This window comes from Agrococcus jejuensis (assembly GCF_900099705.1).
In the GTDB taxonomy this organism is placed as follows: domain Bacteria; phylum Actinomycetota; class Actinomycetes; order Actinomycetales; family Microbacteriaceae; genus Agrococcus; species Agrococcus jejuensis.
Genome location: NZ_LT629695.1, coordinates 542,030 through 558,027, shown reverse-complemented (window position 1 = coordinate 558,027; position 15,998 = coordinate 542,030). Strand labels below are relative to the sequence as shown.

The 15,998-nt window shown below is 73.9% G+C and carries 12 protein-coding genes; 8 read left to right on the top strand and 4 right to left on the bottom strand.

Going from position 1 to position 15,998, the window contains the following annotated elements:
* Positions 1-25 precede the first annotated feature (25 nt).
* Positions 26-2,170, top strand: a complete 2,145-nt coding sequence (locus BLQ67_RS02580) for a transglutaminase-like domain-containing protein (RefSeq protein WP_092502174.1) — start codon at positions 26-28, stop codon at positions 2,168-2,170.
* 77 nt (positions 2,171-2,247) lie between these two features.
* The gene (locus BLQ67_RS02575; RefSeq protein ID WP_092502172.1) at positions 2,248-4,890 is read left to right on the top strand and encodes an FtsK/SpoIIIE domain-containing protein; all 2,643 of its coding nucleotides are present in this window, start codon (positions 2,248-2,250) and stop codon (positions 4,888-4,890) included.
* On the opposite strand, the gene solA is transcribed toward BLQ67_RS02575, so the two are convergent.
* Both solA and BLQ67_RS02565 read right to left on the bottom strand, forming a co-directional pair.
* On the bottom strand, positions 4,887-6,008 hold the full coding sequence (gene solA, locus BLQ67_RS02570; protein ID WP_092502170.1) for an N-methyl-L-tryptophan oxidase: 1,122 nt from the start codon (positions 6,006-6,008) through the stop codon (positions 4,887-4,889). The two genes, BLQ67_RS02575 and solA, sit on opposite strands and share 4 nt — an antisense overlap.
* Positions 6,008-7,327, bottom strand: coding sequence for an aminotransferase class III-fold pyridoxal phosphate-dependent enzyme (locus BLQ67_RS02565; RefSeq protein ID WP_092502168.1), 1,320 nt, complete (start codon positions 7,325-7,327; stop codon positions 6,008-6,010). Before BLQ67_RS02565 ends, solA begins: the two co-directional genes overlap by 1 nt.
* A 59-nt stretch (positions 7,328-7,386) precedes the next feature.
* Here BLQ67_RS02565 and BLQ67_RS02560 point away from each other — a divergent pair, with 59 nt between their 5' ends.
* Positions 7,387-7,896 (top strand): OsmC family protein, encoded by a 510-nt coding sequence (locus tag BLQ67_RS02560; RefSeq protein ID WP_092502167.1) that lies wholly within the window; start codon positions 7,387-7,389, stop codon positions 7,894-7,896.
* Positions 7,893-8,993, top strand: a complete 1,101-nt coding sequence (locus tag BLQ67_RS02555; protein ID WP_092502165.1) for a 1-deoxy-D-xylulose-5-phosphate reductoisomerase — start codon at positions 7,893-7,895, stop codon at positions 8,991-8,993. Before BLQ67_RS02560 ends, BLQ67_RS02555 begins: the two co-directional genes overlap by 4 nt.
* A 151-nt stretch (positions 8,994-9,144) precedes the next feature.
* On the opposite strand, the gene BLQ67_RS02550 is transcribed toward BLQ67_RS02555, so the two are convergent.
* Positions 9,145-9,801: a hypothetical protein gene (locus BLQ67_RS02550; RefSeq protein ID WP_092502163.1), complete on the bottom strand. Its 657-nt coding sequence runs from the start codon at positions 9,799-9,801 to the stop codon at positions 9,145-9,147.
* Positions 9,802-9,888: 87 nt separating this feature from the next.
* Here BLQ67_RS02550 and BLQ67_RS02545 point away from each other — a divergent pair, with 87 nt between their 5' ends.
* Positions 9,889-11,217: a M50 family metallopeptidase gene (locus BLQ67_RS02545; RefSeq protein ID WP_092502161.1), complete on the top strand. Its 1,329-nt coding sequence runs from the start codon at positions 9,889-9,891 to the stop codon at positions 11,215-11,217.
* A gap of 108 nt (positions 11,218-11,325) precedes the next feature.
* Here BLQ67_RS02545 and BLQ67_RS02540 read toward each other — a convergent pair whose 3' ends face one another.
* The gene (locus BLQ67_RS02540) at positions 11,326-12,231 is read right to left on the bottom strand and encodes an endonuclease domain-containing protein (RefSeq protein WP_092502159.1); all 906 of its coding nucleotides are present in this window, start codon (positions 12,229-12,231) and stop codon (positions 11,326-11,328) included.
* Between the two features lie 259 nt (positions 12,232-12,490).
* Between BLQ67_RS02540 and ispG the strand changes: the two genes are divergently transcribed.
* The 3 genes from ispG to BLQ67_RS02525 are packed head-to-tail and all read left to right on the top strand — an operon-like array spanning position 12,491 to position 15,995.
* Positions 12,491-13,642, top strand: coding sequence for a flavodoxin-dependent (E)-4-hydroxy-3-methylbut-2-enyl-diphosphate synthase (gene ispG / locus BLQ67_RS02535; RefSeq protein ID WP_092502157.1), 1,152 nt, complete (start codon positions 12,491-12,493; stop codon positions 13,640-13,642).
* Complete coding sequence (locus BLQ67_RS02530) at positions 13,639-14,997, top strand: MFS transporter (RefSeq protein ID WP_092502155.1); 1,359 nt, start codon at positions 13,639-13,641, stop codon at positions 14,995-14,997. Before ispG ends, BLQ67_RS02530 begins: the two co-directional genes overlap by 4 nt.
* Entirely contained in the window at positions 14,994-15,995 is a 1,002-nt protein-coding gene (locus BLQ67_RS02525; RefSeq protein ID WP_092502153.1) for an AAA family ATPase, read from the top strand. Before BLQ67_RS02530 ends, BLQ67_RS02525 begins: the two co-directional genes overlap by 4 nt.
* The last annotated feature ends 3 nt before the right edge of the window (positions 15,996-15,998 follow it).

Sequence of the window (15,998 nt, the reverse complement as noted above, 5' to 3'; positions counted from 1 at the left end):
CGATCGTGAGGCGGGAGGTGCGCGGATGACGCAGTGGCGGCTCGCGGCGCTCACGACGAGCGTGCTCGCGATCCTCGCCGCGTGCCTGCCGATGGGCGCGCTGTTCGGCTCGACGCGCATCGTGCCCGTCGTCGCCACGGCGCTGCTCGTCGGCACCGGCATCGGCCTGCTCGGCTGGTGGCGGCGCTGGCCCGCGCTGTGGCTCATCCTCGTCGGCATCGCCGCGTTCGTCGTCGTCGCGCCGCCGCTCGCGGCGCCCGAGGCGCTCGCGGGCATCCTGCCGACGTTCGACGCGTACGGCATCGTCGTGCCCGCCATCTGGCAGTCGTGGCGCGACATCCTCACGATCGCGCCACCCGTCGGGGTCGGCGGTGGCGTGCTCGTGGCGCCGCTGCTGCTCGTGCTCGTCGGCTCGGCCATCTCGTCGTCGATCGTGCTGCGTGCGCACCGCGCGGAGCTCGCGGGGCTCGTGCCCGTCGCGATCGCGGCCTGGACCATCCTCTTCGGACCCGCCGACCCGTGGTCGCCCGTGCTGCACGCCGTGCTCGTGATGTCGCTCGTCGTCGTGCTCGTGTCGATCGTGCGCCAGGCGCGCCGTCGCCGCGCCGCGCCGCGCACGCTCTCGACGCTGTGGCGCCGCTCGATCGCGTCGCTCACGGTCGCCGCGGCGGCGATCGGCTGCGGCATCGTGGGCGGCGCCGCCATGGTGGGCGATCGCGTCGTGCTGCGCACCGACCCCGTCGTGCTCGACACGAGCGACCTCGACAGCCCGCTCTCGGCGTTCCGCGCATCCCACGACCCCGATCGCCGCGACGAGACGGTGCTCGTGGCCACGGGCATGCAGCAGGGCGACCGCCTCGCCCTCGCGGTGCTCGACGCGTACGACGGCGTCGTCGCGGGCGTCGGCGACGCCGCGTTCGTGCGCATGCCCGCCGTGCCGCCCACGGGCGACGACGTGCTGGGCGTCGCGGTGCAGGCGCTCGAGGGGCCGTGGCTGCCGCACGTCGGCACGCCCGAGTCGGTCGGATTCGTCGGCTCGCGCGCCGCGGTGCTGCAGGCATCGCTGCACGCCGACGCCGACACGGGCGACCTGCTCGCGACGGCGGGCATCGACTCGGGCGACGCGTACGAGGTGTCGTTCTCGCGATCGCCGGTCGTCGACGACCTCGCGACGCTGAGCCCCGCGGGCTCGCCGCGCCTCGACGTCGTGCCGCCCGCCGACGCCGTCGCGTGGCTCTCGGGCTGGACCGAGGACGCGACGACGCCCGGCGAGCGGCTCGCGGCGCTCGTCGCGGGGCTCGCGGCCGACGGGTACCTGAGCCACGGCGTCGAGGGGGATCCCGCCTCCCGCGCCGGCCACTCGGTCGCACGCATCGCCGAGCTGTTCGACGGCGTCATGGTGGGCGACGGCGAGCAGTACGCGGTCGCGGCCGCGCTGCTCGCGGAGCAGCTGGGCTTCCCGGCGCGCATCGTCGTCGGCTACGTGCCGCAGTCGATCGTCGACGGCGAGCCGACGACGGTCGTCGCGGGCGACCTCGACGCGTGGGTCGAGGTGTCGACGCAGGAGGCAGGCTGGGTCGCGATCGGCGTGACGCCCGAGTCGCGCCCGATCCCCGAGGAGGAGTCGACGGCGCCGCAGCCGTCGACGCAGCCGCAGCCGCCGGCCGCGCCCGTGCTGCCCGAAGGAGGCGTCGACCGCGGCGAGCAGCCCGCCGACCCCGTGCAGCCGCCGGCGCAGGCAGCCGAGGACGGCGTGCTGCGCACCGTGCTCGGCATCGTCGCGGCGACGCTCGGCGGCATGCTGCTGATCGCCTCGCCCGTGCTCGTCATCCTCGGCGCCAAGCTGCTGCGGCGCCGCCGACGCAGGCGCGCGTCGTCGCGCGCCGACCGCGTCGAGGGGGCGTGGAAGGAGTTCGTCGACGCGACCGTCGATCGCGGCCGCACGCGACGGCCGGGGGCGACGCGCCTCGAGACGGCGCGCGGCGACCGCGAGGTGGCGTTCGCGACGGCGATCGATCGCGCCCTGTTCGGTCGCGTCGATCCCGACGACGCCGCGGCCGATGCGGCGTGGGAGGCGGGCGGCGAGCTCGTCGCCGGGCTCGACCGCGACCGCTCGTGGCTCGAACGGCTGCGGGCCCGGCTGTCGCTGCGGTCGTTGCGGGGGCGCTGAGGCTCCACAGGCGCTCGTCGTCCACAGGGCTCGGATGGGCCGCCGCTCGGCGCGGTGGTGCGGGACACGATGCCTGCGTGCCCGATCGCCTCCAGCTGCCCACGCCGCCCGCCGAGCCGCCCGCCGCGTCGTTCCCCGTGCTCGCGAGCCTCGCGCCCGTCGTCGGCGCCGGCGCGCTGTGGCTCGTGACGCAGCTCTCGAGCATGCTGCTCTTCGCGCTGCTCGGCCCCGTCATCGCGATCGCGAGCCTCGGCGACGGGCGCATGCAGCGACGCCGCGCCAGGCGGCGCGAGGCCGCGCGCTTCGCACGCGACTGCGACGCGCTCGACGACCGCATCCGCGCCGCGCACGCCGACGAGGCGCTCGCGATCGCCGACGCGCATCCCGACGCGCGCGCGTGCGCCGAGGCGCCTGCGAACCATCCGCACCGCTGGCGGCACGCGGCAGGGCAGCCCGTGCCCGTGACGCTCGGCGTCGGGGCCGTCGCGTCGTCGTCGGCCCTCGACGGGTACCCGCATCGCCAGGCCGACGACGTGCAGCGGCGCGCGGATGCGCTGCGTGCGCATGCCGCCGAGGTCGAGGCGCCGCTCGTCGTCGACGCCCGGCTGGGCATCGGCGTCGTCGCGGCACCTGGCGTCGGCGACGCGCACGCGCGCAGCCTCGTGCTGCAGGTGCTCGCGCAGCTCTCGCCGCGCGACGTCGCCGTCGTCGTCGAGGCCGACGCGACGTGGGCGTGGATCGACGCCGTGCCGCATCGCGTCGACCGGCAGGTCGTCGACGACGGCGTGCTCGTGCGCATCCTCGGCGACGACCTCGAGGTCACGATCGCGAGCGGGCCGACGGCCGAGAGGCTGCCCCGCGACTGCCGCGTCGTGGTCGAGGCACGGCTCGACGGCGTGCGCGTGGGGGAGCGGTCGTGCGTGCCCGCGCTCGTCTCGACGCTCGAGGCGGTCGCGGCGGCGGCGCGTCTCGCCGAGGCAGCGACGCATGCGGGCATCGGCGGCGCCGCGGTGCTGCCCGCGCTCGTGCCACTCGCCGACCTCGCGCAGGACGCGCCCGGCGTGCTGCCCGCGACGTTCCTCGCGGCACCGCAGCCGCTCGCGATCGACCTCGCGGTCGACGGCCCGCACGCCGTCGTCGGCGGCACGACCGGCTCGGGCAAGAGCGAGCTGCTCGTCGCGTGGATCGCCGCCCTCGCGCGCCGCCACGACCCCGCCGACCTCGCGGTGCTGCTCGTCGACTTCAAGGGCGGGGCGTCGTTCGAGGCGCTGCGCGAGCTGCGGCACTGCGTGGGCGTCGTCACCGACCTCGACGAGCACGGCGCCACGCGCGCGATCGAGAGCCTGCGCGCCGAGATCCGCCACCGCGAACGGGTGCTGCACGCGCAGGGCGTGCGGTCGATCGAGCAGGCGACGGGCCTCGGCAGGCTCGTGATCGTCGTCGACGAGTTCGCGGCGATGCTGCACGAGCAGCCCGACCTGCTGCGGCTCTTCGCCGACGTCGCCTCCCGCGGGCGCAGCCTCGGCATGCACCTCATCCTCTGCACGCAGCGGCCCGCCGAGGCCGTGCGCGACGCGGTGCTCGCGAACTGCGGCGTGCGCATCTCGCTGCGCGTCCCCGACGACGCCGACGCCATCGCCGTCACGGGCGTGCCCGACGCCGCGCGGCTGCGGCTCGACGAGCGCGGCCGTTGCGTCGTGCGCATCGCGGGGCACGCGACGGTGCACGCGCAGTCGGCGCTCGCCGAGCCTGCGCTGCTCGCGCGCCTCGTCGCGGACTCGCAGGTGCATGCGGCACCGCGCAGGCCGTGGTGCGATCCGCTGCCCGCCCGCATCCCGATCGACGCGCTGCCCGTGGCGCGGGAGCCCGGCGGCATCGTGCTCGGCCTCGTCGATCGACCGTCGAGCCAGCGCGTCGACCCGCTCGTCTGGCGGCCGGCCGTCGACGGGCCGCTGCTCGCGCTCGGCGCCGCCGCGAGCGGCAAGAGCGCGCTCGTCGACCTGCTCGCGACCGCCGGCGCCGACGTCGTGCGCGACGAGGAGTCGCTGTGGGATGCCGTGCACGAGCCGATCGCGCCCGGCGTGCTCGCGATCGACGACGTCGACGCGCTGCTCGCCCGGCTCGACGACGAGCACGCGCACGAGGTCGCGGCGCTGCTCGCGCGCCGCATGCGCGAGGGGGCGGGCGTCGGCCACGCCGTCGCGCTCACCGCGAGGCGGGCGACGGCGGCGATGGGGCAGCTCGCGCCGCTCGCCGACACGCGCGTGCTCCTGCGGCTCGCGTCGCGGCAGGAGCACGCGCTGGCCGGTGGGGCGATGGATCGCTACGACGCCACGATGCCGCCAGGCGCCGCGTGGGTGGCGGGGGAGCGCGTGCAGCTGGGGATCGCGGATGCGATGGCCGTGCCGCGCACGCCGCAGCGCGTCGCGATGCCGCGGGGGCCGCTCGCGATCGTCGCGGCGACGCTCGACGACGTGCCGCGGGGCCTCGGCGCCACGGGCAAGCCGGCGGCGCCGGGCGACGTCACGATCGGCACCGTGGGCGAATGGGAGGCCGCATGGGGCGCGCTCGATCGGCTGCGGGTCGACCGGCCCGTCCTCGTGCTCGGCGTCGACGACCGTGTCGCGCGGCAGGTGCTGCGGGGTGCGCCGCTGTCGCCCGTGCTGCGCGGCGAGCGGCGCTGGATGCTCGTCGGCGGCGTCGCGAGCCGGCTCGCCTAGGCGGCGGCAGCGGCGAAGCGCACGGGGTCGGCGAACGGCAGCGGCACGGTGGGCTCGGTGCCCAGCGCGACCTCGGCGAGGTGCTCGCCGATCGCCGCCGCGTGCTTGAAGCCGTGGCCGTTGCAGCCGCCGGCGACCGTCAGCCGCTCGCCGATGCGACCGATGACGAACTGGTGGTCGCTCGTGCGGCCGTACATGCAGGGGCGCATGCCCGTCGGCGTCGGATCGAGGCCCGGCAGCGCCGCGGCGGCCAGGCGCGACACGAGCGCACCGTCGCGCGGGTCGCTGCTGCCGGGGAGGGCGTCGGGGCCGATGGGCACGAATGCGGGGTCGTCGGCGGGGCCGAGCTTCACGAGGCCGCCCGGCAGCGCGCCGTGGCCCCACATCCACGCATCCTCGACGGCGACGACGACGACGCCGAGCGTCTCGGCCGAGTGCTGCGCCTCCTCGCCGGGGCGCGGCGCGAACCACGTCACGAGCGTGCGCGTCGGCGTGACGCCGAGTCCGGGCACGAGCTCGCCCGTCCAGGCGCCTGCGGCCACGATCACCTGGTCGAACCGCTCCTCGCGGCCGTCGACGCGCACGATGCCGTCGGCGGCATCCGTCACGTCGACGCGCGTGCGATCGTGCAGCGTCGCGCCCGCACGCCTGGCGGCCGCGGCGGCGGCGAGCACCGAGGGCTCGGCCGCGAGGATGCCCGCCGCGGGGTCGACGATGCCGACGGCATCGTCGGCGATGCGCAGCATGGGCCAGCGCGCGCGGATCGCCTCCGCATCCAGCACCTCGTGCGCGACGCCCGTCGCCGCGGCGACCGCGAGCGAGTCGTGCACGAGCGCCGAGTCGGCGGGACCGATCGAGACGCCGCCCGTGACGGTGAGCAACGGCTCTCCCGCCTCCTGCTCGAGCGTGCGCCACAGCTCGGCCGACCGCTCGGCGAGCGGCACGAGCCCGGCGTGCTCGACGCACAGGCGCCGGTACAGCCGCGTGGCGCCGTGCGACGACCCGTGGTCATGTCCGATCACGCCGGCCTCGAAGCCGACGACGTCGGCGCCCGCCCTGGCGAGGCGCCACGCCGTCATCGAGCCCCAGGCACCGAGCCCGACGACGGCGACCCGCATCAGAGCGCGGAGAACGCCTCGTCGATGACGGCGATCGCGTCCTCGAGCTGGGCGTCGGTGATCGCGAGGCTCGGCAGGAAGCGCAGCACGTTGTAGTCGGTGCCCGCCGTGAGCACGAGCACGCCCTGCTCGCCGGCCGCCTTCGAGATCGGCGCCGACGGCACGGGGTCGCCCGTGGCAGGGTCGACGAGCTCGATCGCGAGCATGGCGCCGTGGCCGCGCACCTCGGCGATGACGTCGTGCTTCGCGGCGAGCGCCTCGAGCAGCGGCCGCAGCACGGCCTCGATGCGCTGCGCCTTGCCGTTGAGGTCCGACGACTGCACCTGCTCGAGCACGGCGACGGCTGCGGCGCACGAGACGGGGTTGCCGCCGAACGTGCCGCCGATGCCGCCCGTGTGCACCGCATCCATGATGTCGGCGCGGCCCGTGACGCCCGCGAGGGGCATGCCGCCCGCGATGCCCTTGGCCGACAGCACGAGGTCGGGCACCCAGCCGAAGTGCTCGGCCGCGAACGTCTTGCCGGTGCGGCAGACGCCCGACTGCACCTCGTCGGCGATCATGACGACGCCGTTCGCGGTGCACCACTCCTGCATGGCGGGGAGGTAGCCGTCGGCGGGCACGATGAAGCCGCCCTCGCCCTGGATGGGCTCGACGACGAGGCACGCGAGGTCCTCGACGCCCACGTGCTTCTCGAGGTACCAGATGGTGCGCTTCGCGGCGGCGGCGCCGTCGAGGCCGTCGCGCAGCGGGTACGAGCCGGGCGCGTGGAAGATGTCGGAGGCGAGCGGCCCCATGCCGGTCGCGTACGGCGCCGGCTTGAAGTTCATCGTCATCGTGAGGTTCGTGCGGCCGTGGTAGCCGTGCTCGAGCACCGCGACGGCGCGGCGACGCGTGTACCGGCGGGCGATCTTCACGCCGTTCTCGACGGCCTCCGAGCCCGAGTTCACGAAGAACGAGCGCTTCTCGAAGTCGCCGGGCGTGAGCTCGGCGAGCAGCTCGGCGACGCGCACGTACGACTCGTACGGGGTCGTGCCGAACAGCGAGTGCGTGAGGCGCGCGACCTGCTCCTGCACGGCGGCGACGACGGCGTCGTTCGTGTGGCCGACGGTCGTGACGCCGATGCCGCAGCCGAGGTCGATGAAGCGGTTGCCGTCGACGTCGGTGATGATCGCGTCGTGCGCCGAGGCGATGAAGACGGGCAGCTGGCTCGGCACGCCCTGCGGCACCACCTTCGCCTTGCGCGCGAGCAGCTCCTGGCTGCGCGGACCCGGGATGGGGGTCGTGACGGAGCGGGACTGGGGTGCGAGCACGTCGGTCATGCTCTCGATCCTACGCGCGGCCCGGCGGGCGACCCGCGTGCCTGGCTAGCCTGGGTGGCATGCGCCATGAGTACCGCGTCGGGGTGGAGTGGACGGGTGCCGGCGACGTCGGCACCGAGGGCTATCGCTCGTACGCTCGCGACCACGTCATCCGCGTCGACGGGCTGCCCGACATCCTCGGCTCGGCCGATCCGACGTTCCGCGGCGACCGCACGCGCCACAATCCCGAGCAGCTGCTCGTGGCGGCGCTGGCGCAGTGCCACATGCTGTCGTACCTGCACCAGGCGGTGACGCGCGGCGTCGTCGTGACGGCGTACGACGACGTCGCCGAGGGGTTCATGGTGACGCAGGGCACGGGCGGCGCGTTCGAGCGCGTCGTGCTGCGGCCGCGCGTGACGGTGCGCGACGCCGACATGGCCGCGGTCGCGCTCGAGGCGCACCTGCAGGCGTCGAAGGACTGCTTCATCGCGTCGTCGGTCGCGTTCCCCGTCGACCACGCGCCGACGATCTGGCACGACGGCGTGCTCGTGGCGGGGGAGCCGGGCGGCGACGCCGGCGCGCACGCGTGAGACGCATCCTGCTGCTCGGATCGACGGGGTCGATCGGCACGCAGACCATCGAGCTCGTGCGCGCGCATCCCGGCCGGTTCTCGGTCGTCGGGCTCGCGGCGGGTTCGGATGCCGGCGGGCTCGCGGCGCAGGCGGAGGCGCTGGGCGTGCCCGCCTCGGCGACGGCGCTCGGCGCCGCGGATGCCGTGCGGCTGATCGAGGACGTCGAGTGCGACGTCGTCGTGAACGGCATCACGGGGTCGGCGGGGCTCGCGCCGACGCTCGCGGCGCTCGGCACCGGGGCGACGCTCGCGCTCGCGAACAAGGAGTCGCTCGTCGTCGGCGGCGAGCTCGTGATGGCTGCGGCGGCGCCGGGGCAGATCGTGCCGGTCGACTCGGAGCACTCGGCGATCGCGCAGTGCCTCGCCGCAGGCCGCGCCGACGAGGTGCGGCGGCTGGTGCTCACGGCGAGCGGCGGGCCGTTCCACGGGTGGGATCGCGCGCGGCTCGCCTCGGTGACGCCCGCGGATGCGCTCGCGCATCCGACGTGGTCGATGGGGCGCGTCATCTCGACGAACTCGGCGACGCTCATGAACAAGGGGCACGAGGTCATCGAGGCGCACGCGCTCTTCGGCGTGCCGCTCGACGACGTCGCCGTGACGGTGCACCGGCAGTCGATCGTGCACTCGATGGTCGAGTTCGTCGACGGCTCGACGATCGCGCAGTGCTCGCCGCCCGACATGGCGCTCGCGATCGCGCTCGCCCTCGACGGGGGCGCGCGGGTGCCGGATGCGGTCGCTCCGCTGGACTGGACGCGCGCATCCACCTGGACCTTCGAGCCCGTCGACGACGACGGCCCGCTCGCGGGCATCCGCCTCTCGCGCGCCGCGGCCGCGCGCGGCGGCACGGCGCCCGCGGTGCTGAACGCGGCGAACGAGCAGGCGGTGCACGCCTTCCTCGACGGTCGCATCGGCTTCCTCGACGTCCTCGCCGTCGTCGAGCGCGTGCTCGACGCGCACGACGCCGTCCCCGCGACCCTCGCTGCGATCGCCGCCGCCGAGTCGTGGGCTCGCTCCGCCGCCGACGCCCAGATCGCTGCCTCCGCCGCGTCCTCCTGACCCGCTGTCCGCGCCGACTGGTCACAGTTGCACTTGGACTGGTCGCAGTTGCACCTGACTGGTCAGAGTTTCGCTCCGACTGGTCGCAGTTGCACCAGAGTGGTCGCCGTTTCGGTGCAACTGTGACCAGTCGAGGACCGGCCACAGCGCCTCAGGCGGGCGCGACCTCCACGGCGATCTGCGCCGCATCCAGCGCAGCGACGACCGCGACGGCGTCGTCCCAGTACGACTCGTAGTGGTACGGATCCTGGTTCACCTGCACCGTGTGCGCGACGATCGTCGGCGCCATGCCGTCGCGCGCGGCCACGTCGTCGAGCGCCTGGTAGAAGAGCACGGCCGAGCCGTACGCATCCATCCGCACCTCGTACGGGCCCCATCCGGTGCGCTGCTGGAACAGGCCGCGGGAGTCGGGGCCGGCGTCGTCGCCGAAGTCGACGACGATGAGGCTCGACTCGCCCATCGCCGTCATGACCGCGATGGTGCGGTCGCGGTCCGAGAGTCCGAGGTCGGCGCCCGCCTGCAGGATGATCGCGGCGTTCGTCAGCTGCTCGCGATCCCAGCCGGCGACGCCCGAGGGCACGTCGCCCGTGACGGTCGCGGTCTGCTCCCACGGCTCGATGCGCGGCTGGAGCACCCACGCGAGCACGACGATCGCGACCGTCGCTGCCGCGACGAGGCCGGTCGCGATGCCGACGCGGCGCCGATCCTGCGCTGCGAGGCGCGCGCGAGCCGCCGCCGACCTCGGCTTCCGAGCACCGCTCGACCGCCGACGCGCGGGCGCACGTCGGGAGCGGGTGGATGCGGGCACCCGGCAAGGCTAGGCGCGCAGCCCATGGGCGAGCCATGCCCGACGCGTGGCGCGACCCACAGCATCGCCGCGTAGCATCGGCAGGCGATGGATTCGGTCCTGCTCTACGTCCTCGGCGTCGTCATCCTCGTGGTCGGCCTCGCGGCCTCGATCGCGCTCCACGAGGTCGGCCATCTCGTGCCGGCGAAGCGCTTCGGCGTGCGCGTGGGCCAGTACATGATCGGCTTCGGGCCGACGCTCTTCTCGCGCAGGAAGGGCGAGACGGAGTACGGCCTCAAGGCCATCCCGCTCGGCGGCTACATCTCGATGGCGGGCATGTTCCCGCCGCGCCGCGAGGGCGAGGCGGCCCGCACGGCATCCACCGGCTTCTTCGACACGCTCGTGCAGGATGCGCGCGAGGTGTCCGCGGAGTCGGCGGAGGGCGTGGGGGAGGACCGCACGTTCTACCGCCTGCCGGTGTGGAAGCGCATCGTCATCATGCTCGGCGGGCCGTTCATGAACCTGCTGCTCGCGGCGGTGCTCTACGCGATCGTGCTGTGCGGCTTCGGCGTCGCGCAGCCGGGCACGACGATCTCGTCGCTGTCGGAGTGCGTCATCCCGGCGAGCCAGGACCGCACGACGTGCGAGGCGTCCGACCCCGCGGCGCCGGCCGCCGCTGCCGGCATCGAGCCAGGCGACGTCATCGTCGCGATCGACGGCGCGCCCATCGCGTCGTGGGCCGACGTGCAGGCGGGCATCCGCGACGACGCCGGTCAGGAGCTCACGTTCACGGTCGAGCGCGACGGCGCCGAGGTCGACCTGCAGGTGACGCCGCTCGCGACCGAGCGGTACGTGACGGATGCCGACGGTCAGATCGTCGAGGTCGACGGCGAGCCGCAGGTCGAGACCGTCGGGTTCATCGGCATCGGGCCGCAGTACGAGATCGTGCAGCAGTCGATCGCCGAGGTGCCCGTCGCGGTCGGCGACAACGTCGTGCGCGTGGCGCAGGTCATCGCGACGCTGCCCGTGCGCCTCGTCGAGGTGGCGCAGGCGGCGTTCGGCGGCGGCGAGCGCGACCCCGAGGGGCCGATCTCCGTCGTGGGCGTCGGTCGCATCGCGGGCGAGATCGCGTCGCTCGACCAGGTGCCGATCGCCGAGCGCGCGTCGTCGATGCTCGGCATCCTCGCGTCGCTCAACGTCGCGCTGTTCGTCTTCAACCTCGTGCCGCTCATGCCGCTCGACGGCGGGCACGTGCTCGGCGCGGTGCTCGAGGCGATCCGCCGCGGCTTCGCCCGCCTGCGCGGCAAGCCGGATCCCGGCCCGATCGACACGGCCCGCTGGGTGCCCGTGACCCTCGCGGTCACGGTGGTGCTCGGCCTGATGAGCGCCCTGCTCATCTATGCCGACATCATCAACCCCATCTCGATCCTCCCCTGACTCGTCCCGCTCGGGACTGGTCGCAGTTGCACCGGACTGGTCACAGTTCCGATTCGACTGGTCGCAATTGCACCGCACTGGTCGCAGTTTCGGTGCAACTGTGACCAGTCAGCCCTGGAGACGTCGGCGGGCGAAGGCCTCCGCGACGCGCGGGAGGACCCGTGTCGCCGGCGACGCCATGTGCTGCTTCGTCACGCGGATGACGATCCATCCGTGCTGCTCGAGAATCGCGGATCGCTCGATGTCCCGTGCGTACTGCCGGTCGTCGAGCCGATGCTGCTCGCCGTCGTACTCGAGGGCGATCCGCAGCTCCGGCCACGCCATGTCGACGCGCGCGAGGAACCGGCCATCGACGTCGACGACGTCGATGTTGCAGACGGGCTCGGCATGGCCGGCGGCTGTCACGAGCAGTCGCAACTCGTTCTCTCGCGGCGACTCGACGCCGTGCCGTGCGAGCGTGATCGCTCGACGGAGCAGCGACAGCCCACGAGCACCGCGGAAGTGATCGAGGCGCTCGACGAGCGCCTGCTTCGTTGTCGGCACGCCGTTGCGCTCTTGCAGGAGCCAGTCTGCGACGGCCACGAGCGGATGCAGCGGCAGCAGCGTCGCGAGATGGATGAACGCGTCGTGCGGATGCTCGACGCGGATCCCGTCGACCTCCACGATCTCGGCCTTGAGGCGATGTCCGACGACGCCCGGGCGTCGCATGCGATGCCCGAGCGTGGGCGACGCGAGATGCACGGGGCCGGTCTGGAACGCGAGCGGGATGGGCATGCCGTGCACGAGCGCCGCGGTGGCGTGCGAGAGGAACTGGTCGTCGCGCGCGACCGATCTGAGCGCATCCAGGAACTGCGCTCGCGTGATGGTGCCATCGTCCGAACGCTGGATGCGCGTGCCGTAGGCGGGCGCGAGGTAGCCGTGGCCGGCGAGCTCGCGACGCGTCGCGCCGTCGGCGAGCGCGTCGGCGACGCTGAATGCGCGGTGGTCGGGGCTCGGCGGGAGGAGATGGCTCATGGGCGGAGGATGCTCGCCTCCGCCGCGATGTCGGGCCGCGGTCGCGCGGCCTGTGGACGCAGCGGACCTGTGAGGGACGCGCCTGCCGCTCCAGCGCGTGACTGGTCGCAATTGCACCGAAACAGCGACCAGTGCGGTGCAATTGCGACCAGTCGAATCGAAAGTGCGACCAGTCAGGTGCAACTGCGACCAGTCGGGGTGCAACTGTGACCAGTCAAGGACGGCGAAGCGGGAGGACGGCCGCCGTAGGGTGGTGACCATGGCCGCCATCAACCTCGGCACGCCGGAGGTGCGCACGCTCGCGCCCAGGCGGCGCACCCGGCAGATCCGCGTGGGCAGCGTGGCGGTGGGCAGCGACGCGCCCGTGTCGGTGCAGTCGATGACGACGACGAAGACGACCGACATCAACGGCACGCTGCAGCAGATCGCCGAGCTCACGGCGACGGGCTGCGACATCGTGCGCGTCGCGGTGCCGACGCAGGACGACGCCGACGTGCTGCACATCATCGCGAGGAAGTCGCAGATCCCGGTGATCGCCGACATCCACTTCCAGCCGAAGTACGTCTTCGCGGCGATCGACGCGGGATGCGCCGCCGTGCGCGTGAACCCGGGCAACATCCGCAAGTTCGACGACCAGGTCGGCGAGATCGCCAGGCGGGCGAAGGCGGCGGGCGTGAGCCTGCGCATCGGCGTCAACGCCGGCAGCCTCGAGCCGAGCCTGCTGCAGAAGCACGGCAAGGCGACGCCCGAGGCGCTCGTCGAGTCGGCGGTGTGGGAGGCGAGCCTCTTCGAGGAGCACGACTTCCACGACTTCAAGATCTCGGTGAAGCACAACGACCCCGTCACGATGGTGCAGGCGTACCGGCTGCTCGCGCAGGCGGGCGACTGGCCGCTGCACCTGGGCGTGACGGAGGCGGGCCCGGCGTTCCAGGGCACGATCAAGTCGGCGACGGCGTTCGGCATCCTGCTCAGCGAGGGCATCGGCGACACCATCCGCGTCTCGCTGTCGGCCCCGCCGGCCGAGGAGGTCAAGGTCGGCCTGCAGATCCTGCAGTCCCTCGGCCTGCGCGAGCGCCGCCTCGAGATCGTGTCGTGCCCGTCGTGCGGCCGCGCGCAGGTCGACGTGTACACGCTCGCCGACGAGGTCACCGAGGGCCTCAAGGACGTCACGGTGCCGCTGCGCGTCGCTGTGATGGGGTGCGTCGTGAACGGTCCGGGGGAGGCGCGCGAGGCCGACCTGGGCGTCGCGAGCGGCAACGGCAAGGGGCAGATCTTCGTGAAGGGCGAGGTCATCAAGACCGTGCCGGAGGCCGAGATCGTCGCGACGCTCATCGAGGAGGCGCGACGCATCGCCGCCGAGAACCCCGACCTGCCGGCCGGCGAGCCGACCGTCGTCACGTCGGGCTCGTGACGCAGCCAGTGCCCAAGCCCCGCCTCATCCAGCATCCCGCGCAGCGCCGCACCCTCGTGGTGCTGTCGATCGGGCAGGCGCTCGGCGGTGTCGGCAACGGCGTCGCGGTGGGCGTCGGCAGCCTGCTCGTGGAGCAGGTGACGGGGGATGCGGCGTTCGCGGGCCTCGCGGCCACGCTGCTGACGCTCGGCGGCGCGATCCTGGCCGTGCCGCTCGCCCGCCTCGCGACGCGCAGGGGGCGCAGGGCGGCGCTCACGACGGGCGCGCTCATCGGCCTCGCCGGCACGTCGACGATCGTCGTCGGCGGCACGCTCGACGCGTGGCCCATCGCGCTCGCCGGCTTCCTGCTGCTCGGCGCCTCCATGGCCGTGAACCTGCAGTCGCGCTTCGCGGCGACCGACCTGTCGGTGCGCTCGCGGCGCGGCCGCGACCTGTCGCTCGTCGTGTGGATGACGACGATCGGCGTCGTCGCCGGTCCGCAGCTCATCCCGCCGGGCGACGCGATCGGCGTCGCGCTGGGCCTGCCGCACCTCGTGGGCGCGTACGTGATCGTCGGCGCGATGCAGGCGCTGACGGCTGCGGCGCTCGCGATCGGGCTGCGCCCGGATCCGCTGCTCACGGCGCAGGCGATGCGCGGCGACGAGCCCGGAACGAGCACCGCCGCAGCGACGAAGACCCGGCTCCTCGACCACCCCCGCGCCCTGCTCGCGATCGTCGTCGTGGCGAGCGCGCACGCGACGATGGTCGGCATCATGGCGCTCACGCCCGTGCACCTCGAGCACGCCGGCCACTCGCTCACGGGCATCGCCATCACGATGAGCGCCCACACGGCGGGCATGTACGCGCTGTCGCCGGTCTTCGGCGTCCTCGCCGACCGGATGGGCAGGGTGCAGACGATCCTCGTGGGGCAGGCGCTGCTCGTCGGCTCGATCGTCGTGAACGTCGCGCTGCCCGCCGACCTCGCGCCGCTGTCGCTCGCCCTCCTCGGCCTCGGCTGGAGCGCGGCGACCGTCGCGGGCTCGACGCTCGTGAGCGAGTCGGCGCCCGATCGCGCTCGCCCGCGCATCCAGGGCCGCTCCGACCTCGTGCAGGGCCTCACGGGCGCCGCGGCGGGCGCGATCGCTGGCCCGATCCTGGGCCTCGCGGGCTACGCGGGCCTCTCGCTCGCGATGGCGGCGTTCGTCGTCGCAGGCTGCGTCGCGGCGATCGCCGCGACGCGCCCGGGCCGCGACCGCGCGCCCCAGCCGACCGCCACGTCGACGTCAGGCCCCGTGCAGGATGCACCCAGCGGGGCGCTGCGCGATGCGACTACCGTCGATGGCGCACCTCGCCGACCTCTGGAGGACCATCCGTGAACGCAGTGCCGGGCCGCGCGCCCATCACGAAGGACGAGCTCGCACGCGGCGGGCAGGTGATCCGGGCCGTGCAGCAGTCGTTCGCGTCGAAGGTCGTCGGCCAGGCCGACCTGCTGCAGTCGCTCCTCGTCGCGGTGCTCGCCAACGGCCACGTGCTCATGGAGTCGGTCCCGGGCCTCGCGAAGACGACGGCGGCGGCGACGCTCGCGCGCGCGGTCGACGCGACGTTCCACCGCATCCAGTGCACCCCCGACCTGCTGCCGTCCGACATCGTCGGCACGCAGATCTACGACCAGCACGACGGCACGTTCCGCACGCAGCTGGGCCCGGTGCACGCGAACTTCGTGCTGCTCGACGAGATCAACCGCTCGAGCGCCAAGACGCAGTCGGCGATGCTCGAGGCGATGCAGGAGCGCCAGACGTCGATCGGCGGCGAGTCGCACCCGCTGCCGAAGCCGTTCCTCGTGCTCGCGACGCAGAACCCCATCGAGCAGGAGGGCACGTACACGCTGCCCGAGGCGCAGCTCGACCGCTTCCTGCTCAAGGAGATCCTCACCTACCCGTCGCCGACGGAGGAGGCCGAGATCGTGCGCCGCATCGAGTCCGGCGTCTTCGAGTCCGACACGACGCCCGTCGCGTCGGTCGCCGACGTGCAGTACCTGCAGGAGCTCACGAAGCGCGTCTACGTCGACCAGGCGATCGTGAACTACGTCGTGCAGCTCATGTACGTCACGCGCCACGCGAAGGACTACATCGGCGCGCAGCTCGCCGGCTACATCGAGTACGGCGCGAGCCCGCGAGGCTCGATCGCGTTCACGCAGGCGACGCGGGCGCTCGCGCTCGTGCGCGGCCGCGACTACGTCATCCCCGAGGACGTCAAGACGCTGCGCCACTCGATCCTGCGCCACCGCATCATCCTCGGCTACGAGGCGGAGGCGGATGGCGTGACGAGCGAGCAGGTCGTCGACGCGATCTTCGACGCCGTGCGCACGCCGTAGGGG

Bases quoted from the DNA above. Each gene is read 5' to 3' on its own strand.
- BLQ67_RS02580 (WP_092502174.1), top strand. From the start codon at position 26: ATGACGCAGTGGCGGCTCGCGGCGCTCACGACGAGCGTGCTCGCGATC.
- BLQ67_RS02545 (WP_092502161.1), top strand. From the start codon at position 9,889: ATGGATTCGGTCCTGCTCTACGTCCTCGGCGTCGTCATCCTCGTGGTC.
- solA (WP_092502170.1), bottom strand. From the start codon at position 6,008: ATGCGGGTCGCCGTCGTCGGGCTCGGTGCCTGGGGCTCGATGACGGCG.
- BLQ67_RS02560 (WP_092502167.1), top strand. From the start codon at position 7,387: ATGCGCCATGAGTACCGCGTCGGGGTGGAGTGGACGGGTGCCGGCGAC.
- BLQ67_RS02540 (WP_092502159.1), bottom strand. From the start codon at position 12,231: ATGAGCCATCTCCTCCCGCCGAGCCCCGACCACCGCGCATTCAGCGTC.
- ispG (WP_092502157.1), top strand. From the start codon at position 12,491: ATGGCCGCCATCAACCTCGGCACGCCGGAGGTGCGCACGCTCGCGCCC.
- BLQ67_RS02565 (WP_092502168.1), bottom strand. From the start codon at position 7,327: ATGACCGACGTGCTCGCACCCCAGTCCCGCTCCGTCACGACCCCCATC.